Origin of the sequence: Mucilaginibacter angelicae (assembly GCF_042434235.1) — a bacterium.
GTDB classification, from domain to species: domain Bacteria; phylum Bacteroidota; class Bacteroidia; order Sphingobacteriales; family Sphingobacteriaceae; genus Mucilaginibacter; species Mucilaginibacter angelicae.
Window position 1 is genome coordinate 812086 of sequence record NZ_JBHLTS010000004.1, and the last position, 24281, is coordinate 836366.

The following is a 24281-nucleotide window of genomic DNA, read 5'->3' on the forward strand; positions in this document are numbered from 1 at the left end:
GTCTATGGAGCCGATACCTGTTATAGCCGTTTTTGATGTGGGTAAAACCAACAAGAAGCTGTTCCTGTTCGACGAGAACTACAAAATAGTTTTTGAACGGACGGCCCGCTTCCTGGAAACCCACGACGAAGATGGCGACGCATGCGAAAACCTCGACAGTCTGAGATTATCGGTGTTTGACAGCCTGCGTGAGATATTCAAGCACAAAGAGTTCGACCTTAAAGCGGTCAACTTTTCAACTTATGGGGCCAGCTTTGTTTATGTTGATGAATACGGCAAGCCCCTCACCCCATTGTATAATTACCTTAAACCATATCCGCCGGAACTGGGCAGGCAGTTTTATGAAAACTATGGCGATGAAGCCAGGTTTGCTTTAGAAACCGCCTCGCCCGTTTTGGGCAACCTTAATTCGGGCTTACAGCTTTACAGGCTTAAATATGAACAGCCCGAAGTGTTTAAGCGGATAAAATATGCCCTGCATTTGCCCCAATATATGAGCTACCTCATCAGCGGGCAAATGGTGAGCGACCTTACCAGTATTGGCTGCCATACCGCTCTATGGGATTTTGGTAAGAACGCCTATCATAACTGGCTTGGCGATGAGGAGATCCTTCCCAAAATGGCCCCTCTTCATCCGGCAGACAGCGTGCTTCCTGCCGAGTTTCCGGGCAGCACTTATAAAGTTGGTATCGGGCTGCATGATAGTTCGGCAGCGCTGATCCCCTACCTGGTAAGTTTTAACATGCCCTTCGTATTGATCTCTACGGGCACTTGGTCAATCAGTCTGAACCCATTTAACCAAACGCCGCTTACGGCCGATGAGTTGAAACATGACTGCCTTAACTACCTGCAATATAAAGGCAGCCCGGTAAAAGCATCGCGTTTGTTTACGGGTTATGAATATGAACAACAGGTAAAACGGATAGCAGCCCATTTTAACCAGGACGAGATCAGGTACCGTACTATAAATTATGATCCGGCAATTGCCAGTCGGTTAAGTAACCAACCATCATTACAGGCAAACGAAAATGATGGACAGTTACAAAAATCGGCATTTGAGCAACGCGACCTGAATAGTTTTATCAATGATGTTGAAGCCTATCACCAGCTCATGATTGATATTATTGCCCAGCAAACCGTATCAACCAACTATGTTTTAAATGGCTGCAAAGTAAAGCGCATTTTTGTAGACGGCGGCTTTAGCAAAAACAGCGTATTCATGCACCTGCTGGCGCTGGCCTTCCCTTACCTGGAGGTTTATGCCGCATCAATGGCGCAGGCTACCGCTGTAGGGACTGCGTTGGCCATTCATCATGCCTGGAATACCAAAACATTGCCGCATGATTTGATTGAACTGAAATATTATTCGGGAGTGCAGAGCGAGGTAGTGTAGGTATATCAAAAATATCATCTTTCTATGTCCATTCAATTTACTGTTTACCTGTTATTAATAAAAGAAGATGTCATTTCGAACCCTTGGAGGGCAGGAAATTGCATGGCAAGGGTGAGAAATCTTATACGACATACAGGGCAAACTCTACAAAGCGGCTTTTATGGTGTAGAAGATTTCTCCTCACCCCCGACACACATTCCCCGGCTGGTTCGTTCGAAATGACATCTTCTTTTATTCATGATCCCCATTCATTCGCTTTTAGCTTTACGCATTCTGCTTTCAGCTTTCGTATCATCACACCCATTCCAGCGCTTCTTTCTTAAACCCTATCTTTCGCATTTCCCAAACTTCAACGGCATATACACCAAATTCTTCTACTACCTTGCCCCTCATCTTATAAAAACCATTGCCCTGAAAGCTGTACCTTTTCAGTGATTCGGGCCAGTGAACGGTGTCGAGCCAATCGCCGTTGGGGTCAAGAAAGGTACCGAAATTCATAAGCTCGCCTTTTATAGTGCCCGATTCCTTGATGGTAACCAGCTGACCAAGCATCGTTACATTTTGACCCAGTTTAGCCGGTAACTCTTTCACATAACTAAGCCCCTGCTGATGGTCATCAACCATGTGAAAAATATCCTGCAGGGCAAAACCAATGATCTCTATTTCATCAAAAGCATCCTGCATGGGCCTGCTGCTAAAGCCGGGGAGTTTAAAATCTGTTTGAGGTTCATTAAATAAAGATGTTGTTACCGGCTGGGTTTCCAGTTTTTTCTGAAAAAAGTTAGCCCGCCATAGCAGTTCCTGCTTAGTCATGCCTGTAAAACGCAACGCCCCTATGCGTACAAGTATATTCAGCTGCTCCATGCCGGCTTCGGTGCGGGCAATAAAATCTTCCATACCGAGATAAGGGCCGTTATTGTCACGCTCGCCGATGATGCGTTTTAGCAGATCGGAAGTAAGCCGTTCAATATGCACCAGGCCAACGTACACATCTGTGCCCATGATATTGGTATAGGTATCGCTCCGGTTTACGCAGGGCGGATGCAGGGTAGCACCGGCCTTTTTAAGCTCGTGAAAATAAAAAGGTGTGCGGTAAAAACCGCCAAAGTTATTGATCACCCCTACCATAAACTCCATCGGGTAATAGGTTTTGAGGTAGAGGCTCTGGTAACTCTCCACCGCAAAACTGGCCGAATGCGCCTTACTGAACGAGTATCCGCTAAAACTGGCTATCTGCCGCCAAACTTCACGACTGATACTGTAAGGGTATCCTTTTTCACGGCAGTTAGCGAAAAACTTATCCTCTATCCTGATCATCTCCTCCCTACCCCGGTATTTGCCCGACATTGCCCTGCGTAAGATATCAGCCTCGGCCATATCCAAACCGCCAAAATGGTGGGCTATCTTGATCACATCCTCCTGGTACACCATAATGCCATAGGTATCTTTCAGCAATTCTTCCATTTTAGGGTGAAGATATTGCACATCATTGGGATGATGGTAATTGTAAATATAGGCCTTCATCATCCCCGATTGCGATACCCCCGGCCTGATAATGGAACTTGCGGCCACCAGGGTGAGGTAATCATCGCACTTTAATTTCATGAGCAGCTGCCGCATGGCCGGGCTTTCAATATAAAAACAGCCTATGGTATCGGCCTTGCGGATCTGATCGGCAACTTTTGGGTCGTGTATAAAATCATCTATCCTGTCAATATCTATATCAATCCCCCTGTTCTGTTTTACCAGCTGCAGGGTATCTTTAATATGGCCCAATCCCCGCTGGCTTAAAATATCAAACTTAATGAGGCCTACCCTTTCTGCAGCAAACATATCAAGCTGGGCAGTGGCAAAGCCTTTTGGCGGCAGTTCAAGGGCCGTATACTGATAAATCGGCTCTTCCGAAATCAGCATTCCCCCGGCATGAATACTCAGGTGGTTGGGAAAGTTCACCATGAGCTGTGAATATTTAAGGATCACTTTTTGAATACCGTCTTCCTTAAAAGTAGCATTACGATTTTTAACCAGTCCGTCTATTTCCTCCTTGGGTAACCCTAAAACCTTCCCCAGCTCGCGGATAGCCGCCCGGCGCTGAAAGGTGCTGTGCATCCCCAGCAGGGCTACATGATCTTTACCGTACTTTTCAAAAATATAGCTGATGATCTCGTTCCGGTCCTTATGGCTAAAATCCATGTCAAAATCGGGCGGCGAGGTGCGAAATTTGTTCAGGAAACGCTCAAAATACAGATCAAGCTCGATAGGGTCAACATCGGTTATCTTTAAATTATAGGCAATGATGGAATTGGCGCCGCTCCCCCGGCCCACATAGTAAAAACCTTTTTTGCGGGCAAAGTTCACCACATCCCACACAATCAAAAAGTAGGCATTAAATTTAAGATCGTTAACCACTTTCAGTTCCTTTTCCACACGCTCCTTTACCTCCGTATTTATTGCATAGCGTTTTTCCATGCCTTTCATAGCCAGCTCTTCAAGCAGCAACTTGTCGTCATCCAATGAGCCGGTATACGTTTTCCGGTTTTTGTCCGAATTTGGATCGAGGTTCATAGCCGTACCGCAGATCTCCACCAGCTCATTTGTACGGATTATAATTTCGGGATATGCCTTAAACTTCAGCTCCAATTCTTCCCTGGTCATAAATACTTCATCGGGCGATGCAAAATCATCAGGCCTAAGCTTGGACAGCAGCGTATTAAGGTCAATAGCCCTCAGCAGGCGGTGAAGGTTAAAATAGGTACGGTTTTGAAAAGTTACCGGCTGCCTGATCACAAATTTTTGAGAGTATTGACTAACCGGTACATTGTATAATTTATTAACCTCATGGGCCTGTACGCCAATCAGCTCATTGCTTGCTAATTCATGCGGCTGATACCTGCCCAGCGCGTAAACCACAAATACATCATCACCAAAGCAGGGCCGTTCGGGGAAGAGCGTTCCGGCCATTTTATAGCCGGATATAAAACGGTTTATTTGCATAATGCCTGCATCGTTGCGGGCTATCAGCAGGTAACAAAAATGGTTATCGTTCCTGATCTCGCTGCCTATTATGGGCTTTATTGATGGCAATGTGTCCTCTTTGGTATCGCGGCAAAAGTGAACAAAATCCCAGGCATCGGGCGTGCCGTTAATATTGGTAAGTGCAAGCGCCTGTATGCCCATAGCCTTGGCCTGTTTCACCAGTTCTTCGGTGCCATAGGTACCGTAGCGGTAGCTGAAATATGTTTTACAGTTTAGGTGCATAGTAATTCCTTTCTACAGCATTTAATTCCTGGGCTACAGAGCGGTGTACGGCATCTTCACCAAAACGGCTGCGGATATGATCCAGAGCCTGGTACAGGCGGATATTCTCAACGGTATCGCTAAACAGGTCTATCTGGTACTGCCCCTGCACCAAATGGCTCAGGCGTACACCAAGCAGGCGCACCAGCAGGCGGCGGTCGTAGATCTTTTTAAACAGCTCTTTGGCCGTTTCAAGCAGCACATCATCTGATGATGTATAGCCCACAACAGCCTGTTTGGTTTCGGTATTAAAATCAGAATAGCGGAGTTTGATGGTAATGCACCCGCACAGCTTTTTTTGCTGCCTGAGCTGAAAGGCCACTTGTTCGGTCATCCTTACCAGGTGGCGGTACAGCAGGTTGATATCGATGGTATCATTTTCGAAGGTTTCTTCGGTGCCGATACTTTTTTGTTCAGAATATGGCACTACCGGGCTTTCGTCAATCCCCTGTGCGCGGCGGTGCATTTCAACACCAGGTTTACCAAAACGGGTTTGCAGCATAGGCAAGGGGATCTCACTAAGGGTTTTAATGGTATTTACCCCCATTTGCCGCAGCAGGGACGAGGTTTGTTCGCCAATGCCGGGCAGCTTGCGGATCACCAGCGGTGCCAGGTACCCTTTTTCGGCCCCAAATTCAATTTCAGTTTGCCCGTTAGGCTTATTTTCGCTGGCAGCTACTTTTGATATCAGCTTATTTGATGCCAGCGCATAAGTAATAGGCAAACCGGTTTCCCTGGTTATTTTTTGTTTAAGCTCATTCATAAACTGGCTGCAGCCAAAATAGCGGTCCATACCGGTTAAATCGGCATAAAACTCATCAATTCCGGCTTTCTCGTACAATGGCACTTCCTCTTTTATAATATCGGTAACATCGCGCGAAAGCCGGCTATACCTGTCAAAATCCCCCCTAACAATAGCGGCCTCGGGGCAAAGGCGCATAGCGATTTTCATGGGCATGGCACTGTGAACACCATAGGAACGGGTTTCATAACTGCATGATGCAACTATCCCACGGTCGCTCAGGCTGCCAACAATTACCGGCTTACCTGCCAGCGCACTGTTATCCAGCCGGGCAACACTCACAAAAAATGTGTCGAGGTCAAGGTGCGATATAAAACGACGGTTAGCCAGTGATGTCATACTCAAATTAAATTACCACGCTAAAATACTAATATTTTTAGCAAATACTTTATAAGCAATAACATTTTTTTAACATAAACAACTGACTATTAGCTATTAAAAATTTTACAACCAAAATCACCTTCCATAAAAAAACTTTACTTTAATCAAGGTTCAAAACCTTAACTTATATTAGTAGCAGCTAACCAACCAGCCTTTATGAAAAAACTGACCTTGCTTTTATTATTGATAAGCCGCATAGCCATGGCCCAGCAACCGGCACATAAAAAGGCGATCATTGTGCTTACTTATGACGATGGCATCAATTCGCAATTAAACATCGCCATCCCCCAGCTTGATTCGGCACATCTTACCGCCACTTTCTTTTTAATGGGCAACATGACCGAAACTACATTACCCCGCTGGCGCGAGGTGGGAAAGAAAGGTTATGAGCTGGCCAATCATACTTTATATCACCCTTGCCTGCTGACCAGTGTAAAAGCTAATCCTGCCAATAATTCGGCTATTTATACACCTTACATGATGCTGCGGGAAATCAATGAAATGAATACGCTGCTTTTTGCGCTTGATGGTAAAACAGGCGGCCGTACCTATGCCTATCCCTGCACTGAGGTTGAAGTTGGCGGCATAAACTATGTTGACACCCTCCGTAAAGCCGGACTGGCCAAATACGCCCGCATAGGCGGCGGCCCGGACGCTGTGATCACCGACTTTAAAAATCTCGACCCGCTAAAAGTACCCTCATGGGCTGTAACAGGCAACCCGGTAACCGGCGAAGCCCTGATGGATTTTGTAAAGAAAGTACAGCAAAGCGGTGGCCTGGGCATTTTCATGTTCCACGGCGTAGGCGGCGATTATTTGATTACCCCTGCCGATGCACACCGGAAGCTGTTAGCTTACCTGAGCGCGCACCGCAACGAAATTGAAGTAACCACTTTTATGAAGGCAATGGACGAAGTTATGCCGGCGAAATAATTAAGCAATCAACCTAACCAGATCCGCTATAAGGTTTTCATCTTTAATGATCTTTTCGTGCCCTAAGCCCTCATAAACTGAAGTTTCAACTTCGGGATGAGCTGCAAGAAAACTTTTCAGAAACGGAAAAGGCGCAATTTTATCCTCCGGGTCATAGGCTAACCAATGCCGCGTAACCGAACCGGCAGGATATAAATTATTGAGCGTAAAACCCGAGGCATCCATATTAAACAAGGACTCAAAATCAGTGAAGAACTTATCTTGTGCGCTCGCGGCTACATCGGCCGCGTTCAGGCTGGCTATAAAGTTTTCTTTCAGATTCATCAGCGGGGCGATACTGATAAGCAAAGCGGGCTTGATCCCGGTTTCTTTTATAGCAATGGCATTAGCCATGCCTCCTAACGAGTGCCCAATGATCACATCAGGCGCACCAAAAGTTTTGATCACCGCCCCGGCCGCTTTAGCGAAGAGCAGCAGGTTGGACAGCTCCCCCTCCGAGCTTCCGTTACCCGGTGCATCGAAAGCTATAATCTGTGTATCATCAATATTTTTTAAAGCGGCGATGAGTTCGGCAAAGTCGGCGGCTTTTGAGCCCCAGCCGTGAGTAATGAGTATTTTGCGCTGCCCATCCCCCCAAACAAAACCATTGAATTTTAAGGCCGATTTGGCAAAATGCGGATCATCGACTTCAAGGGTAAAAGGTTTGGCTTCATCAAGCAATTGCTGCTGCTGCAAGCGCACCGGCATTTTAGGCGAATAACAGATCAATTGCCACAATAGGTTGATCATGTCAGAAGGTTCGCCTCCATTGAGAGATTTCAACTGGTTAAATACCGTTTTTAACTTTTTCATAGGCGATGCAGAATTTCGTCGGCAAAATAAACAATAGTATTTTTAAATATACCGAAAGGTATTTTTATTTACATTATCCCGACGGAAAAAAAGAGCAGCTTCCGCAATTTATATAGCACGCGAAGACGCGAAGAAAAAACTTTGCGTCTTCGCGTCTTTGCGAGAAAACAGCTTATGCCGTAGAACAATTTTCAGCACATAGTACTAAAACCCGGGGCGTTATTTCCCTCTCCCCAACCAAAGCAGCGAGTTGATGATCAATTTATCTACATCGACATTTTCAAAAGTCTGGGAAAGTTCTTTGTTAGTGCCCCCATCATAGTCCATAGCATTGTGACCGATGTTGAAATACACCATGTGGTAGTTTTTGTTAGTCCAGGCTACGGGATAGTAGCCGCTATGCCAGATCTCATAGAGTTTTGGGCCGGTACCTAAGGGGAAACTTGTTGAATCAACCGCCAGCAGGATATCGATATTGGGATTTTTGCGAAGATCATGCTCCCAGCGGTACCATTCGTTAGGGTTTGTTTTAAAAGTGGTTGGCAAACCTTTGGTTACCGGGTGATTTGGATCTTCCACATGTAAGATAGCAGGTGTTGGATGCCAGGTATTGCTTACATATTGACCCGAACCCAAAAACTCGTTATGGTACCAATCCCAGTTCTGCGGAAAATCAGACGGCGTAAGCGCAAAGGCCGAAAAGTGGAAACCCATCCAGGCACCGCCCTTTTTCATATATTGCTCAAAAGCCGCACGTTGCTCAGGATTATCGGCACGGGTATCTAAAAATATCACCACCTGGTATTTAGCCAAAAACTCAGGGTTCATGTTTGCCCAGTTATTGGTACTATCGTAAGTAAAATTGTATTTCTTAGCCATCGCCGGGAACCAGCGGTTAGCCTCATGCATAAAGCTGATATGCGCCAGGTCATTCCGGCCGGTATAAAAAGCTATTACTTTAAATTTTTTGTGGCTTTGGGCGTTGACGCTGCTTAAACTAAAAAATGCCATACAAAGCACTACGACAAACATTGCTGCTTTCCTGATATTGGTTTGGTTAATCATAATATATCCCTGTGGTTATAATTGTGATATAAAACTAAGAGATTTGATTTTATGGTGTTAAGAAAACCATGCAATGAGAGGAGATGTAGGGGCGGTTAGATATCGGTGTTGTCACCAACATCGGCAAAACCACACTAAAAATCATGTCAATTACGAGGAGGAACGACGTGGCAATCTTGTAGCTATGCAAATCGGACATGCGTTGGCTACGAGATTGCCACGCTTCGCTTACAATGACATATTTTTTATTTTGCGTGCGTTTGAAAGCAGCATTTAATATGGTTTGACGATTTGCCGGTTTCATTATTTATTTATATTTGTTTGTGCTGCGCTTTCCTCAAGCCAGCCAATTACCTAAATCTATGGAACGTTCCGACATTACTTTTGTGCTTAAGTCCCTGCTCCGGATAGGCCTTCATGTTATCCTATTCCTCGTCTTTTATTTGATTACCGATAGATGCTACTTTTTTCTTCAATCTTTTTTAATTGACAGCTTTTCAAAGGTGGCTTATGTTAATTCAATCGATGCTACTAAAGATGCCTTTGTGGATATTTTGATTTTTACCGTTGGTTGCTACTTCACCAATTTCGGGATCATTAAAAGGCTTCAATTAAAGGAAATTGAAATTTTGATCTTGTTAGCTACCGACCTCATCTGTTTATTTGCTTCAAACCTGTTGATGATCACTTACTACAATCTTTTTTCAAGGCAAGGGATCGATATTGATATTCGCTCTTTGAACAATGTATCCGTAATTATAGTTCTAATATTCGTGAAAGACTGGATTTTTATAAGGTTAAGAAACCGGGAAAAGATACCGGTTTAACCTTCTTGCGCTCGTTTGTAACGAGCGCTTAACATGGTTTGGCGATTTTATCGCCCGTTGCGTTATAAACGCAAACCCAGCAACGCACTCGTTACAAACGAGCGCGAGCTGAGAGAGTATTCTTGTACTCGTCTCTTTTTTTAAAGAATAGGATACTGTGTAAGAAAAAAATAAAGTCCTGCCAAAATAATAAATGCGAGTATAAAAATACCCATTGTAATTCTTATAGGAGTCCAAAACATATTAAAAATGGAAATTAATACTGCTAAGATAATGAGCTTACCATCTCGTGCTCGTTTATAACAAGCACAAGGCTCCTTTATTTTTTATTACCCTCCTTTCCCACCTCCCACTGACAACCCTGGAACAATCATAACACCATCTGCTCAAACAACCGGTTCAGTGTAGCCTCTGCATCAACACATAAACCCGGATGCACTTTTGACGCCTGCACCACCGTACTTCTTGTAGCCGTAAGCCATCGGAAACGTGATGGCTGGTCAAGCAAAGCAATGGGGCCTGCATCCTTTTCGCCATTGCAGATGCGCTCAAGGGATTTGATATTATCCTTCAAACAATCCAGATCCAAACTACCGCAAAAGGCTGCTAATCTTTCGTCGTCGGGCTTGAACAATACTTTTAAAAACTTTTGTTTAGGGCAAAACAGGATCACCCCGATGTTGATAAACTCTTCGCGCTCTACCCTTGGTACAACGCGGATCACGGCGTACTCAAATACCTGCATATAGGGCTTGTTTTGCGGCTGTAACAAATATTTCGGATGCGGCTATCCTTGCTATCAGAAATTCGGAATAAACTTTACGTACCTCATCAGGCGTTTCCTCAAAGTTATCCGGCGTTATCCATTCGTCGGGGATAAGTCCAACAATAGCACGGATCTTATCCGGTGTCAGGATCGCTTTAAATTCGGCATCAACCTCATCTAACCGGGTAGCACGAGGCAACAGCACATGCTCTTTTACCTGCGCAAAGGGGCGTACGGCCTGCTCCTGCCAGTTGTTCCACGAATGATGGAAGTACAGGGCGGCGCCATGGTCAATAAGCCAAAGTTCTTTATGCCACATGAGCATGTTGGTGTTGCGGGCGGTACGGTCGACATTGGTAAGCAGGCAGTCGAGCCAAACGATTTGCGAAGCCAGTCTGGCATCCACCACAGTAACTGCCGGGTCGAACGTAATGGCACCTGAAAGGTAATGCAGTGCAAGGTTAAGCCCCACGCTAAATTTAAGCAGGTCCTGGATCTCTTCGTCGGCTTCCGAGCGACCGAAAGCTACATCGAGGTTGGCGAAAACTAACTCGGGCACTTTAAATCCAAGTAAACGGGCAATTTCACCGCCGATCAATTCGGCAATGAGGGCTTTTACCCCCTGCCCCGCCCCGCGAAATTTCAATACGTATAAAAACTCGTCATCAGCTTCGGCAATGGCCGGCAATGATCCGCCCTCGCGCAATGGCGTTACGTAACGGATCACGTTAACGGTGCGGAGCTGTGGTGGTGTATAGTTCATAGTTTTATTTAAGCAAAAGCCTGCGTTAGATTGCAGCGGATACCGGCCTGTGGCTAATGTCCCGATAAATATCGGGACAAGCCCTGCAGGCGTATGAGCGAAAAGCCCGGCCAACGCCCAAATTATTCTTTGATTGGGCTTAGGTATTAACCAACATACATTCGCCGCTCAATTGCCGCGGTGGCTGTTACTTTTGTCTTGATACAAAAGTAACCAAAAAATCAAGTCAGCAGAGAGGTTTCTTTGCCGCACTGGCCAGCCCACGGCACCCTCGCTGGCCTTTGCCCCGCAAAATGGGTAAAACCACGGGCTGCAAACAGTTGCCCCACTTCGTTCGCTCATACCCAATCCTTCTGCAAATATTTGCTATGCCCTTACAGCCGCACCGCCCACCATCGTTTTACCCATTTTCGCCCGAAACTTTTCTGCTGACGGAAAAGCCCGCCGCTTTAAACAATCATTCGTCTAAAAAGAGAATCCGATAAATCCTCAAATCCCCAAAATCACGGTTCAGAAAAAAATCAACGAAATCAGCGAAATCATTTTTTTCCAATCAGCGGTCCCTGCTGACATAGGGCTGTCATTACCCTGCCGTTACTTTACATCAGAAAACAAAAACATAACACTTATGGACACTTTGAAATCGTTATTGGAAGAGATGGAGCAGGAAGCTCAAACCACCGAAAAAATGCTGAGCCGCATCCCCGACGATAAATACCAATGGAAACCGCACGCAAAAAGCATGACCATTGAACAACTCTCTACCCATATTGCCGAACTACCTACCTGGGTTACTATCACCCTGAACACCGACGAACTGGATTTTGCCACTGTACCTTATGAACCTAAAAAGGTAAGCGGTACTGCCGATTTGCTGAAGCTGTTTGAGGATTCGCTGGCTGATGGTTATTCAAACCTTCAAAAAGCTGATATCAGTACATTTGATAAGATCTGGACATTGCGTAACGGCGAACAGATCCTTAACCAACGTACAAAGGCAGAAGTGATCAGGATGACCTATTGCCAGATTGTGCACCACAGGGCGCAGTTAGGAGTTTATTTACGTTTGCTGGATATCCCTATCCCGGGCAGCTATGGCCCGAGTGCTGATGAGCAGGGCTTTTAAAAAACGGGAGTAATAAGATCAGTTAAAATGCAAAAGCAAAGCGGGCAAAGGCGCGCTTTGCTTTTGTAGTTCTTTTGCACTCAACTGCGGTGCTTTGATAGTTTTCCTGAATTAATTTCTTCAAGGAAGCCATTTTCGTTAATAGCATATCGGGCCTCAGAGGTATCGGTATCTATTTTGTAATTAACGGTCTTTACTTTTTTGTTCCTGATCCTTTTGCCAAATATGAATATCGGCAAAATGAAAACCGCAAGCAGGACTACAACTTGTAACAGGGTTGTGTACATAACGTCTAACATAAAAATTTAAGTCTGATTGGTACCTATATAACGTTATCAAGAGCGAAATGGTTCACCTTTTTAGCTATATTTTATACCCATCATTTATACCTATAGCTAAATGTGTGCCATACTTATATCTGACGTTGTATGTTACCTTAATATTACACTTAAGTTGATATTTAATTGATTTATAACGAAATGAGCTAAACACTATGCTATCATATTGATAATAGAGCCTATCGTTTTGAAATAAATAATATACAGTACAGTTTAGTGATTTTAGTACAGTGACGAAGTATCGTTAAAAGGCGGGATTTGATGAAATCAGGAAACCGGGAATAATAAAAAATGAACAAAAAGCTTTAGTTCTAAAACTATGTAATTGCGAGCGTAGCGTGGCAACCGCACGGAAGCATAGCCGCCCTGTATAGCATGCGATTGCCACGTCGCCCCGATGCTCATGATCCAGCCCGCTCCTCGCAATGACATAAGTTTGCTTTGCTTTGATAAAAAGCGGCCGTGAGGACACAGCCGCGGGTAGTTTATTTTTATCGTCCGACCCGTGTCTCCACGGATCGCATCATCCATTTACAAACCGTAAAATACCGTCGCGTTCCCGCCAAAAAACAGTTCCTGTTCTGTGACAGAGAGTCTTTCAGCATAAAGGTTCATTACTTCTATTGTTTTTTCATAGCCGCCAGCCAGTAAACATACCGGCCAATCCGAACCGAACATTACCCGGTTAATACCAAAGGCGTTGAATACGATATCGATATATGGAATAAAATCGGCAGCCGGGGTATTATTCCAGTCGGCTTCGGTAAGCAGGGCTGATACTTTGCAGTACACATTTTGATAGCCTGCCAGCTTTTCAATGTCCTGTTTCCAGCCGTCAATTTTACCGGCTTTGATATAGGGCTTGGCCATATGATCAAGCACAAACTTTTGATCCGGAAATTCGGCTACCAATTGTGCTGCATACGGCAGGTGATTGGGGAAAATCAGGATATCATAGGTATATCCATGTTTACCCAAAGCAGCTATACCCTTTTTAAATGCAGGATCAAGCATATATTGCTCATCGGGTTCCGACTGTAAAATATGCCGGAAACCCTTGAGTGTTTCGTATTTTTTGAAATGATGCAGCCTGTCTTCCAGGTCATCAGCTTTCAAATCAATCCAGCCTACTACACCTTTGATGAAAGGGTTTACAGATGCCAGATCGAGCAGAAATTCAGTTTCTTTTTCCGACTGATCGGCCTGAACGGCAACACAGCCATCCATGCCGTGTTTTTGCAATACAGGTAACAGGTCTTCAGGATAAAAATCCCGACCTATTACCTGCATATCTTCAGTGATCCAGCTGTCCCTTATCGGGTTATATTGCCAGAAATGTTGATGCGCATCAATTTTTAGCATATGCTACCAGGTTTTGTTTCGATTCGCCCAAACCTTCAATACCTAACTCAACCACGTCGCCCGCTTTTAAATAAATCGGCGGCTTCATGCCTAAGCCAACGCCTGCAGGAGTACCTGTCGAGATAATATCGCCCGGCAACAGAGTCATGAACTGGCTGGTGTATGAAATGAGGTGAGGCAGGTTAAATATAAAGTTTGATGTGGTGCCATCCTGCATGGTTTCGCCGTTTACTTTTAGCCAAAGGCGCAGGTTATGCGGATCGGCAATTTCATCCGGCGTAGCCAAAAACGGGCCAAGCGGTGCAAAGGTGTCGCAGCCTTTACCCTTATCCCAGGTACCGTTGCGCTCCAGTTGAAACTCGCGCTCGCTTACATCATTATGTAATACGTAACCGGCAACATAATCCATCGCTTCGGCTTCTTCAACATATGATGCTTTTTTGCCAATAACCACGGCCAACTCTACTTCCCAATCTGTTTTTACCGAGTTTTTAGGGATCATGATATCATCAAACGGACCCACAATAGCAGTAGTTGATTTCATGAAGATCACCGGCTCGGGTGGCAGAGGAGCATTGGTCTCTTTGGCATGATCAGCATAGTTAAGACCGATACAAACCAGTTTTGACGGACGGGCAATAGGGCTGCCTAAACGCACACCATCTGCAACTTCGGGCAGCAGGTTATCTTTTATAAAATCAGCAAGGCGGTTAAGTCCGTCGGTTTCAAAAAACTGTTCGGTATAGTCTTCACCGAAGGCTGATACATCGTATTTTTTATCGTTCAGGATAATTCCCGGTTTCTCTTTACCGCTTTCGCCAAATCGTATAAGCTTCATATTTTCGTTGTATTAGTTAGTTGTCAGTTTAATAATGGTATCGTTAGGGTCGGTTGTTACGCCGTTAAGGTATACAAATACGCCCTCGGTTTGTTGTTTAAATTTCACCGCGCTGCCATCGCCCAATAATACAGCTTTGGTCACTTTTCCTTTAAGCTGCGGGATAAAAACATATGGCTGTTGCGGCGGTGTCATTACATGCACATACAGATTTTTATCTTTTTGGGTAACAACGCCCCATGGCTGTGCCGGGATGCCGCTGCCACGGGTGCCATAAATGGCCTCACCATTCTTTTGCATCCATGCGCCAACAATAGCCAATGTATCGGTAAATTCAGGCTGAATTTTGCCGTTTGGCATTGGGCCTATATTCAATAAAAAGTTAGCGTTTAAGCCCGCCGCGTTCACCAAATAATGGATAATGCGTTTGGATGATTTAAAGCTCCTGTCGGTAATGTTAAAGCCCCAGCTATTGTTGATGGTTTCGCAGGTTTCCAAAGGCAGGGCACCTATTTTTGATTTGCCGCTGAAACCGGTGGTGTTTGCTCCCGGCAAATCCTTTTCAAACATCTGGAAATCTTCACCCTCTTTTGGTTCAAGGTGATGGTTGTTACCCACCAGTATTGCAGGGTTCAGTTTGTGGATCAATCCGTAGATCTCATCATAATGCCAGTTAACATCGCGCTCCCAATGGCCATCAAACCAAATGCCTTTTACGCCGGGATATTTGGTAATCAATTCGGTAAGCTGGGCTTTCATGAAATTGATGTAGCTGTCCCAGTCGCCGTTTGCAGGTTTACCATCAACTATCGGGCTACCATAAGCATAATCCTTACGGCCCCAATCCAGCAGCGAATAGTAAAAATGCAGTTCGATGCCTTCTTTAACACATTCCTGTGCCAACTCCATCAAGGGATCTTTATGGTAAGGCGTGGCATCAACAATATTGTATGGCGATGCCTTGGTGCCAAACATGCTGAACCCATCATGATGGCGCGAAGTAATGGTGATGTACTTCATACCCGCTTTTTTGGCAAACATTACCCATTCATGGGCATTAAATGCCTGCGGGTTAAAAAAATCGGCCAAACGTTTATAGCTATCATAAGGGATGTGTTTTTCATTCATTACCCACTCACCCGCACCCAGCTCACTGTAAATCCCCCAGTGAATGAACAGGCCGAACTTCATATCCTGGAAGTTTTGCCTTGCAGCAAGGTTATCGGCCGTTGGGGTGTAGGTTTGGGCACCCGCGCGTACAGCGCCAAGCAGCATCCCCATTAATAATAGCTTTTTGATCATATCAAATCAGGTTTTTAATTGTTCAGCGTGATAAAGCCGCCATCAATAGGATAATCGGTACCGGTAATAAAACCGGCCTCATCCGAGCAGAGGTATAGTGCCAAAGCAGCTACTTCCTCTGGTTTACCCATCCTGCCTATAGGTTGGCTTTTAGATAGTTTTTCAAAGATCTCATCCTCCCTGCCAGCATAGTTTTTGGCTATAAAACCATCAACAAAAGGTGTATGCACCCTTGCCGGCGAAATGCAGTTACAACGGATGTTATCGTGCAGAAAATCGCGTGCTACGGATAAAGTCATGGCATGGATAGCACCTTTACTCATAGAATAAGCAAACCTGTCGGTAATACCCACACTGGCCGCTATTGATGCTGTGTTGAGGATAACACCACCACCATTGCTTTTCAACACCGGGAGAGCTGCGTATAGGCAATTGTATGCGCCTTTAACGTTCACGTTAAATACCCGCTCAAAATCCTCGGTACTGGTATTATCAGCACGGCCTATATGCGCTATACCTGCGTTATTGATCAGGATATCTATCTTACCTATTTTGGCAAACGTGTCAACCACCTGCTGCTGACTGCTTACATCGCAGGCATAACCTGTGGCTTTACCGCCTGCGGCAGTTATTTCGGTCACGGTATCGGCTGCTGCCTGGTCGTTTAGTTCGATGATATGAACTTCGGCACCTTGTTGTGCAAATAATACAGCCATAGCTTTGCCTATGCCGCTGCCGCCGCCTGTTACAATTACTGATTTATTGGTTAGTTTGAACATATAGTCAGGCCGAGCCCCCTCTAAATCTCCCCCGGAAGGGGATACTTTTTGTTTTATGGTTATTAATAATAATTCTCTTATTAGAAGAATGAAGTTTTAAATTACTCCAATCAAAAGCCCTCCCTCCCGGGGAGGGTTGGGTGGGGCTGCTTACAACGACACCCCTCTCTTCCACGGAATAAAATCATCCTGGCCAAGTTTTACCGATTTTGGTTCGGCCTCGCCGCTGGCTACTTTTATTACGTAATCCAGGATCCGCTCGCCGGCCTGCTGGATGGTTTCGGCACCTTCAATGATGGTTCCGCAATTGATATCGATAATATCGGGCATGCGCTCAAACATGGCCGTATTGGTTGACAGCTTGATAACCGGCGTTACGGGATTGCCTGTAGGCGTACCCAAACCGGTGGTGAACAATACAATGTTGGCACCTGCGCCCACTTCGGCAGTGGTGCTTTCCACATCGCTGCCGGGGGTACATAATAAATTCAGACCGGGCTTGGTTACTTTCTCAGGATAATCTAACACCGCGGTTACCGGCGATGTACCGCCTTTTTTTGCTGCGCCTGCCGATTTAATAGCATCGGTGATCAATCCATCACGGATATTACCCGGTGATGGGTTGGCATAGAAGCCAGAACCGTCGGCCTCAGCGCGGGCATTGTAGGTGGTCATGAGCTGCATAAAGCGATTGGCGGTATCTACATCAATACAACGATCGCTCAATTCCTGCTCCACACCGCAAAGCTCCGGAAACTCTGAAAGGATCACCGAGCCACCCATCGTAACCAGCAGGTCGGACAAATAGCCCAATGCCGGGTTTGCCGAGATCCCGGAAAAACCATCCGAACCACCGCATTCCAAACCAACACACAATTTCGACAGCGGTGCAGGCTGGCGTGCAGTTTCATTGGCTTTTACCAAACCGGCAAAAGTTTGTTTCAAAGCCTGTTTCAACAGTTCGCTCTCAGTACCTACTTTTTGCTGCTCCAGCACTACAAGGGGTTTGTTGAAATTAGCATCGCGTTTAGCAATTTCATTTTGTAAAATACTCACCTGCGCATGCTGGCAGCCCAAGCTTAATATGGTTGCACCGGCTACGTTGGGGTGCGTGATATATCCGGCAATCAATCCGCAAAGCGTATCCGAATCTTCGCGGGTGCCGCCGCAGCCCATGCTATGGTTTAAAAATTTGATACCATCAATATTTTTGAAAAGGCGTTTGGAGTTAGGCTTATCTTCAGATGCCAGGATATCGGCATTCAGGATCTCCTCAACCGATTTACCGGCCTGGTAAAGCTCCATCAGTTGCTCCACATCGCCCTCATAGCTTTTGGCTTTTTTATAACCCAGCTTATCAACCAATGCCTCTTTCAGCACATTGATGTTCCTGTTTTCGCAAAAAACAAGCGGTACTACAATCCAGTAGTTACCTGTACCAACCGAACCATCGGCACGGTGGTAACCCATAAAGGTTTTGCCTTCAAAATTACCTGTATCGGGCTGGTGCCATTGCAGTTTACGTTCGCCCAAATGAAAGCCTTCGGCTGCATGGTGTACGTTCTCAGTAGTTAACAAACCACCCTGCGATATAGTTGCAGAGGCTTTGCCCACAAGTACACCGTACATGTAAATCTCCTTACCTACAGGCAGTTCATTAATGGCAAATTTGTGTTTTGCTGCTATTTTATCTACCAATGCAAAAGTTTGTCCATCAAACGCAACAACGGTTCCCTGTGGCAGGTCCTGAAGGGCTACCAGTACGTTATCATGCGGATGGATCCTTAAATATGTTTCTCTTTGTGTTGACATTATATTATATGATCAGTCCTTTTTTAACAAGGACAATATTTTTTAGCTTATTGCTGAAGCGTAAGTTCAATTACCGGGATCTCAAAATTAGGTTTCTGCGCCGGCAGCGTTATCTCCAGGTCATCTCCGTTAGTTTCTTTATATAAAAGTTCCGAGCTATCATTCAAAAACTGCGCGTATTTGATCTTGCCTTTATACCCGGGCAATACCAATTTACCCTGCGGATAGCTGAACAACTGTACATACAATTTACCGGCGGCTTTGTTATAAGTAAGTTTACTTCCTTCGGGTATTTTATAGGTATCGGGCGCAAATGTGCAATTGTAGATAGATTTACTATTGGCGTGCATCCAGTAAGCCAGGCTATCCAGCGCGCGGGTTGCCCGGTAATCAAACTCGCCGCGGGCAGTTGGCCCGACGTTCAGGATCAGGTTGCCGCCGTTACTTACCGAAGTAATTAACAGGTCGAGCAATTGGCGATGGGTTTTCCAGGTATTTTCATCCCTGTAGTATCCCCATGAACCCGAAAAGGTTTGGCAGGTTTCCCAGGTTTTGCCGCGGTATTTGGCCAGTTCGGCGGTACTCACCTGCTCGGGGGTTTCAAAATCGGCCCCGTCTTTATATTCTTCCAGGTTCAGGCGGTTATCTACAATAATTCCCGGCTGTAATTTTCGGATCAGTTTTAGCAACTCAACCGATCCCCAGTCATCTTTACCCTTACCGTGGCCGTTTTTAATGGGAAACGAGAAATCAAGCCAAAGGATATCGATCTTACCATATTTAGTTAACAGCTCGGTGATCTGGTTGCGCATATACTGGCGATATTTAGCCATATCCCTTCCTTTGTTCAGCCTGGCGTATGAGGCATCGCTTTTATCGGCAGGCGATTGCGGGTGATAATCATCTATCAAATAATCCGGGTGGTGCCAATCCAATAGGGAATAATAAAAACCAACCTTTAAACCCTGTGCGCGGAAAGCGTTCACATACTCGCGTACCAGGTCACGCTTGGCAGCGGTATTTGGTGCTTTATAGTCGGTAAACTTTGAATCGAAAAGACAAAAACCTTCGTGGTGCTTGGTGGTAAGTACTGCGTATTTCATCCCTGCGGCTTTCGCCTGCCTGGCCCATTTTTGTGGATCGAACAGATCAGGATTAAACTGGTCGAAATATTTCTGATAACCGGCATTATCTATCTTTTCATTATGCTTTACCCATTCGTGCCTTGCGGCCTGCGAGTACAGGCCCCAGTGAATGAACATCCCAAAGCGGTCGTCCTTCCACCATTCCATGCGTTTCTCCTTTTGGGCATCGGTTTCGGTGCCTATCATTTTTTGCGCAAATACCGATGGTACCATCAGCACCACGAACATCAGCATTAATTGTAGTTTCTTTAGCATAGCTATTCTGTTTATAATGAGAAAACTTTATCCATTAACACCCATTTAACACCTTCGGGTGCATTTTTCACCGGCGATTGGTAGCCCCACATCAAATCTTCCCACTCCTTAGCCTTAGGGTTCGCCGCATCCATCGCTGCCGATCTCTCAAAGCTGAACGTGTCATCAACCTCCATAATCATGAACATGCGCGTATCAAAACGGAAGATCTCCATATTGGTGATTCCCTTGGCAGTAATACTATCATGAATTTCGGGCCAGATGGCTTCGTGATATTTTTCGTATTCGGCAATGAGTGCCGCGTCGTCTTTCAGGTCGAGGGTTAAACAGTATCGTTGGCTCATAGAATAGCTCTCAAAAAAGTTTATATCGGTAATACAAAGAAATAAGGTTTGAGGCTAAATAATTAGCTGAAATTAACCAAAACGTTCAACTATTTTGGCATGGGACCGTTGATGGATTTTGATTACGCTGATTGCGTTGATTTTTTCTGAACCTTGATTTTTAGGATTTTGAGATTGCCAGGATTTTTGTCTGAACCGGGATTGGGGGGATTGATCGGATGGACAGGATTTTTTGTCTGAACCGGGATTTGGGGAGATTAGTTGGATGGGCGGGATTTCTTGTCTCTTTATAAACTTATTCAGGTATACAGATCAAACCGAAGCAGTCGATAAAAATCTGTATAATCCGAAAAATCCCCCCAAATCCCGGTTCAGCTTACTCATTCCTCAACGAACTCGTCGGGTTAGCCAGTGCAGCCCTGAAGGTTAAGTAAAACGTAGTTGCCACAGCTATGGCCACCAGCGCGAAAACAGGGAGCACAAACTGCCACCAGGTTAACTGCACCCTGAAAGCGTAGCGGTTAAGCCATTGATTAATGAAAATATATGCCAGCGGGATAGCCACCAAACTTGATATAAAAATGAGCTTTACCACATCCCAGGTGAGCAGGGAGATGATATTTTGTACCGATGCCCCAAGCACTTTGCGTACACCAATTTCTTTGGTACGGCGGGCGGCCGAATACGCCGTTAAGCCAAACAGGCCAATACAGGCAATAAATATGGCCAGTGAAGCAAACAGCGTAAACACATGGCCAAACTGGGTATCCTGGGCATACTGGCGGTTGTAAAAATCGTCAAGGAAAAAGAAATCGAACGATGATTCGGGGAAAGTGTTGTTCCAGGTTGCCTTGATGTTATCAACCATTTGCCGCATGTTGCTGCCGTTTACCTTTACCGAAATATAATCGGCAGGGATCCACGGAAGTTTGGGGTCCATAAATAAGATAACCGGGGTATAATTTTTTTGAAGCGATTGCTGGTGATAATCCTTCACTATGCCGATGATCTCATTGGGTTCTTTATCCAGCGTTTCAATCCATACCTTTTTACCAACAGCATCCTGCGGCGATTCAAAACCGAATTGTTTTACAGCAGCTTCGTTCATCACCAAACCAACAGAATCGGTCGGACGGCTTTTATCAAAAGCCCTGCCGGCTATTACCTGTAAACCATAAGTTTTAATAAAATCATGATCAGCACGGAGCATTTCATAGGTACGTTCTTCTGACTTAGGTGCTCCAAAGCGCCTGTCGGCTAAAAACTTGCCAACTTCCTTGCCCGGTACTGCGCCGGAAAGTGTAACTGCCTTAACACCCGCAAAAGCTTGCAGCGTGGTTTTAAAGCTGGCTGTTTTCTGGTTGTAATTGGGCGTGTTAACCGGCATTTTTACTACAATGGTTTGATCAATATTTACCCCGGTATTTTGGCTGTTCATATAAACTATCTGCCTGTAAACCGCAAAGGTGCCCGCAATAAGCAATACCGAAGCCATAAACTGAAATGCCACCATTCCACGGCGCATGAGCACCCCGCTTTTTGAAAAAGCAAAGCGCCCTTTAAGCACGGCTATAGGTTTCATTCGGGCCAGCACCGTTGCCGGGTAAATACCCGAAAGCAGGATACTGCCAACAAAAACGACTGCCAGTTTCAAATACAAAGCGTCATCAAACAGTAAACCGTAAGTACCCTCGCCATATAAATAGTTCATGACACCGTATCTACCCGCCAATACCAATATCAAAGCTACCGCCAGAGCAGCAAAGTTGATAATAACCGATTCGGTAAGGAACTGCATAATAAGTTGCGGGGCACGCGCGCCGCTCACCTTTCGGATCCCTACCTCCCTCGCCCTGTCTACCGATTTGGTGGTAGCGAGGTTGATATAGTTGATACAAGCGATGAGCAGGATAATATAGGCGATGATGCTCAGAAAATCAACCGCAAAGCGGTTACCTTTAGTTTCAATTTCGTTGGGCTTGGCGGGGTTTAGATGGATCTCGGTAAGCGGCACAAGCTTGATAGTCCATTTAAGATCTTTTAAGGAAAGACCTGTTTTGTACCGTTCGGCCAATGCTGGAAATTTAGCTTCAACCGTGGCCGGGCTTGCATGCGGTTTCAGCTTTACAAACGTGTAGCTTTCATGCAGGTACCAAAAATCCTTTTCAAACTTTGGCGTTGTAGCTCCCGACAGCAGGAAGTTAAACTGCATGGTTGAATTGGCCGGCAAATCTTTAAACACACCTGTAACCATACAATGATAACTATCGCCCAGGGTGGTAACATCCAGGTACTTGCCCATTGGCTCATCATTACCGAAATACTTTTTAGCTGCAGCCTGCGAAATAACTATTGAGTTAACCTCGTTAAGCGCGGTGAGCTTATCGCCTTTCAATAAAGGGTATGCAAAAAAATCAAAGAAGTTACTATCGGCAAATGCAACATGCTCCTCCCTGAATTTGATATTGTTGTACTTCACCACCCGTTCGGCATTATGCCAGTTAACGCGTACAAATGATGCAATTTCGGGAAAGTTAGACTTCATAGCTGTAGCGTACCCGTTGGTACTGGTCGCCCAGCTATCGGTCAGGTTATCGCCGCGGTAAAACTGGCTCTCAACCCGGTAAATGTTGGCAGCATCAGGATGGATCCGGTCAAAGCTCTTCTCAAAATTTACGTAAGCGAATATTAATATGAACGCAGCCATACCCAGTGCAAGCCCGGTAATATTGATAAACGTGTAAGTTTTGTTTTTAACAAGATTTCGCCAGGTAACAAGCAGGATGTTGCGGATCATATTGTAAAGGTTGAGGTTTACAATATAGGGAAATGAACCGGGATTTGGGTGGATTATAGGGATGGGCAGGATTCTTTTAGGAAAATGTAGTATGACAGGATTCTTTATTATCTGAAAATTTCGGATTTATAGAATTACAGCATGCAAGGCGAAATCCTATTAATCAGGTAAATCCCCCCAAATCCCGGTTCAGGCTTTCTTCGTAAACTCCTTCTGATACATCAGCGGACTTTTACCGGTTACCTGCTTAAAATGCTTATGAAAGGTGGAGAAGTTATTGAACCCGCTATCGTAACATAGCTGCTTGATGTTCAGCTTGTTTTCAATAAGAAGCTTACAGGCGTAGCCTACTTTTATTTCAATCACAAACTGCGAATAGGTTTTGCGGGTTTTGGATTTAAAGTACCGGCAAAAAGAGTTGGCGCTTACACCGGCTATATCGGCTATTTCTTCAAGGTAGATCTTTTTGCGGAAGTTACGCACCGAGTATTCATAAATATTATTGAGCCTGTCGCTTTCCGATTCATTGTGATCATACTTAAACCCAATTGAAGTTAAATAGTTAAGCGGCGAACTGCCTGCTATAGTATTCAATGCTTTGAGCAGCATGATGATCCTCTCGGCGCCATCGGTGTTGAGCATGGCAGTTAAAATAGCAGCCACCTGCTTTTTTGTTTCGCCAGTTATCTGCAAACCGCGCTTGGAGCGTTCAAGCAATACCTTGATCAGCTTATTTTCAGGAAGCTGAAGAAACTGATCGCCCCAAAAGTTTTCACAAAAATGCACTACAGTAGTATCAACAGGAACCTGGGCACCGCCATTATTAAAGTACATATCGTCAAAGCGCCAGTAATGCGGCAGGTTTGATCCAACCAATACCATATCCCCGGCTTCAAATTGTTTAATGCTATCACCTATAAATTGTGTTCCGCCGCCCTTTGTAAAATAAATAAGCTCCAGTTCCGGGTGGCAATGCCAGCGGTTATTGATATCCGGCAGTACATCATGCCTTACGCTAAAGGAATGTGCTGGGTCGGCAGATACTTTGAGTAAAAGCGGTTTCATTCAGTTTTATTTACAAACAACGGGCTAAATGTAGTTAAA

At 45.1% G+C, this 24281-nt stretch carries 21 protein-coding genes; 4 read left to right on the plus strand and 17 right to left on the minus strand.

The genetic code is table 11. The annotated features are described in order from the left end of the window. Nucleotides 1–4: 4 nt before the first annotated feature. On the plus strand, nt 5–1393 hold the full coding sequence (locus tag ACFFGT_RS03390) for an FGGY-family carbohydrate kinase (protein ID WP_377021098.1): 1389 nt from the start codon (nt 5–7) through the stop codon (nt 1391–1393). A 294-nt stretch (nt 1394–1687) separates the two neighbouring features. Here the strand turns inward: ACFFGT_RS03390 and ACFFGT_RS03395 are convergent, their stop codons facing one another. Then, on the minus strand, nt 1688–4651 hold the full coding sequence (locus tag ACFFGT_RS03395; protein ID WP_377021099.1) for a DNA polymerase III subunit alpha: 2964 nt from the start codon (nt 4649–4651) through the stop codon (nt 1688–1690). Continuing rightward, nucleotides 4635–5831 (minus strand): DNA polymerase IV, encoded by a 1197-nt coding sequence (dinB, locus tag ACFFGT_RS03400; protein ID WP_377021100.1) that lies wholly within the window; start codon nt 5829–5831, stop codon nt 4635–4637. Before dinB ends, ACFFGT_RS03395 begins: the two co-directional genes overlap by 17 nt. Before the next feature lie 198 nt (nt 5832–6029). Between dinB and ACFFGT_RS03405 the strand changes: the two genes are divergently transcribed. Further along, nucleotides 6030–6806, plus strand: a complete 777-nt coding sequence (locus ACFFGT_RS03405) for a polysaccharide deacetylase family protein (RefSeq protein ID WP_377021101.1) — start codon at nt 6030–6032, stop codon at nt 6804–6806. On the opposite strand, the gene ACFFGT_RS03410 is transcribed toward ACFFGT_RS03405, so the two are convergent. The 3 genes from ACFFGT_RS03410 to ACFFGT_RS03420 form a co-directional block, all read right to left on the minus strand. Further along, nucleotides 6807–7658: an alpha/beta fold hydrolase gene (locus tag ACFFGT_RS03410; protein WP_377021102.1), complete on the minus strand. Its 852-nt coding sequence runs from the start codon at nt 7656–7658 to the stop codon at nt 6807–6809. 219 nt (nt 7659–7877) lie between these two features. Then, a complete protein-coding gene (locus ACFFGT_RS03415; RefSeq protein ID WP_377021103.1) occupies nt 7878–8723 on the minus strand; it encodes a ThuA domain-containing protein in 846 nt (281 codons plus the stop codon). Nucleotides 8724–8772: 49 nt separating this feature from the next. After that, nucleotides 8773–9027 carry a hypothetical protein gene (locus ACFFGT_RS03420; protein WP_377021104.1) on the minus strand — a complete coding sequence of 85 codons (255 nt, stop codon included), beginning with the start codon at nt 9025–9027 and terminating at the stop codon, nt 8773–8775. 58 nt (nt 9028–9085) lie between these two features. On the opposite strand from ACFFGT_RS03420, the gene ACFFGT_RS03425 reads away from it, so the two are divergent. Next, a complete protein-coding gene (locus ACFFGT_RS03425) occupies nt 9086–9550 on the plus strand; it encodes a hypothetical protein (protein WP_377021105.1) in 465 nt (154 codons plus the stop codon). A 370-nt stretch (nt 9551–9920) separates the two neighbouring features. Here ACFFGT_RS03425 and ACFFGT_RS03430 read toward each other — a convergent pair whose 3' ends face one another. Continuing rightward, nucleotides 9921–10295, minus strand: coding sequence for a DUF3037 domain-containing protein (locus ACFFGT_RS03430; protein WP_377021106.1), 375 nt, complete (start codon nt 10293–10295; stop codon nt 9921–9923). Next, the gene (locus tag ACFFGT_RS03435) at nt 10282–11079 is read right to left on the minus strand and encodes a HipA family kinase (RefSeq protein WP_377021107.1); all 798 of its coding nucleotides are present in this window, start codon (nt 11077–11079) and stop codon (nt 10282–10284) included. Before ACFFGT_RS03435 ends, ACFFGT_RS03430 begins: the two co-directional genes overlap by 14 nt. 628 nt (nt 11080–11707) lie before the next feature. On the opposite strand from ACFFGT_RS03435, the gene ACFFGT_RS03440 reads away from it, so the two are divergent. Further along, entirely contained in the window at nt 11708–12205 is a 498-nt protein-coding gene (locus ACFFGT_RS03440) for a DinB family protein (RefSeq protein ID WP_377021108.1), read from the plus strand. A gap of 80 nt (nt 12206–12285) precedes the next feature. Here ACFFGT_RS03440 and ACFFGT_RS03445 read toward each other — a convergent pair whose 3' ends face one another. The 10 genes from ACFFGT_RS03445 to ACFFGT_RS03490 form a co-directional block, all read right to left on the minus strand. Beyond that, nucleotides 12286–12492, minus strand: coding sequence for a hypothetical protein (locus tag ACFFGT_RS03445; protein WP_377021109.1), 207 nt, complete (start codon nt 12490–12492; stop codon nt 12286–12288). 582 nt (nt 12493–13074) lie between these two features. Further along, a complete protein-coding gene (locus tag ACFFGT_RS03450) occupies nt 13075–13905 on the minus strand; it encodes an amidohydrolase family protein (protein WP_377021110.1) in 831 nt (276 codons plus the stop codon). Beyond that, on the minus strand, nt 13892–14743 hold the full coding sequence (locus ACFFGT_RS03455; protein ID WP_377021111.1) for a fumarylacetoacetate hydrolase family protein: 852 nt from the start codon (nt 14741–14743) through the stop codon (nt 13892–13894). Before ACFFGT_RS03455 ends, ACFFGT_RS03450 begins: the two co-directional genes overlap by 14 nt. A 12-nt stretch (nt 14744–14755) precedes the next feature. Next, nucleotides 14756–16045, minus strand: coding sequence for an alpha-L-fucosidase (locus ACFFGT_RS03460; RefSeq protein WP_377021112.1), 1290 nt, complete (start codon nt 16043–16045; stop codon nt 14756–14758). Nucleotides 16046–16059: 14 nt separating this feature from the next. Further along, nucleotides 16060–16824: an SDR family NAD(P)-dependent oxidoreductase gene (locus tag ACFFGT_RS03465; protein ID WP_377021113.1), complete on the minus strand. Its 765-nt coding sequence runs from the start codon at nt 16822–16824 to the stop codon at nt 16060–16062. A gap of 150 nt (nt 16825–16974) precedes the next feature. Beyond that, entirely contained in the window at nt 16975–18636 is a 1662-nt protein-coding gene (locus ACFFGT_RS03470; protein WP_377021114.1) for a UxaA family hydrolase, read from the minus strand. Between the two features lie 47 nt (nt 18637–18683). Continuing rightward, nucleotides 18684–20036 (minus strand): alpha-L-fucosidase, encoded by a 1353-nt coding sequence (locus ACFFGT_RS03475; protein WP_377021115.1) that lies wholly within the window; start codon nt 20034–20036, stop codon nt 18684–18686. An 11-nt stretch (nt 20037–20047) separates the two neighbouring features. Next, a complete protein-coding gene (locus tag ACFFGT_RS03480) occupies nt 20048–20380 on the minus strand; it encodes an L-rhamnose mutarotase (RefSeq protein WP_377021116.1) in 333 nt (110 codons plus the stop codon). A gap of 376 nt (nt 20381–20756) precedes the next feature. Further along, entirely contained in the window at nt 20757–23177 is a 2421-nt protein-coding gene (locus ACFFGT_RS03485; protein ID WP_377021117.1) for an ABC transporter permease, read from the minus strand. Between the two features lie 189 nt (nt 23178–23366). Next, a complete protein-coding gene (locus ACFFGT_RS03490; RefSeq protein ID WP_377021118.1) occupies nt 23367–24242 on the minus strand; it encodes an AraC family transcriptional regulator in 876 nt (291 codons plus the stop codon). Between the last annotated feature and the right edge of the window lie 39 nt (nt 24243–24281).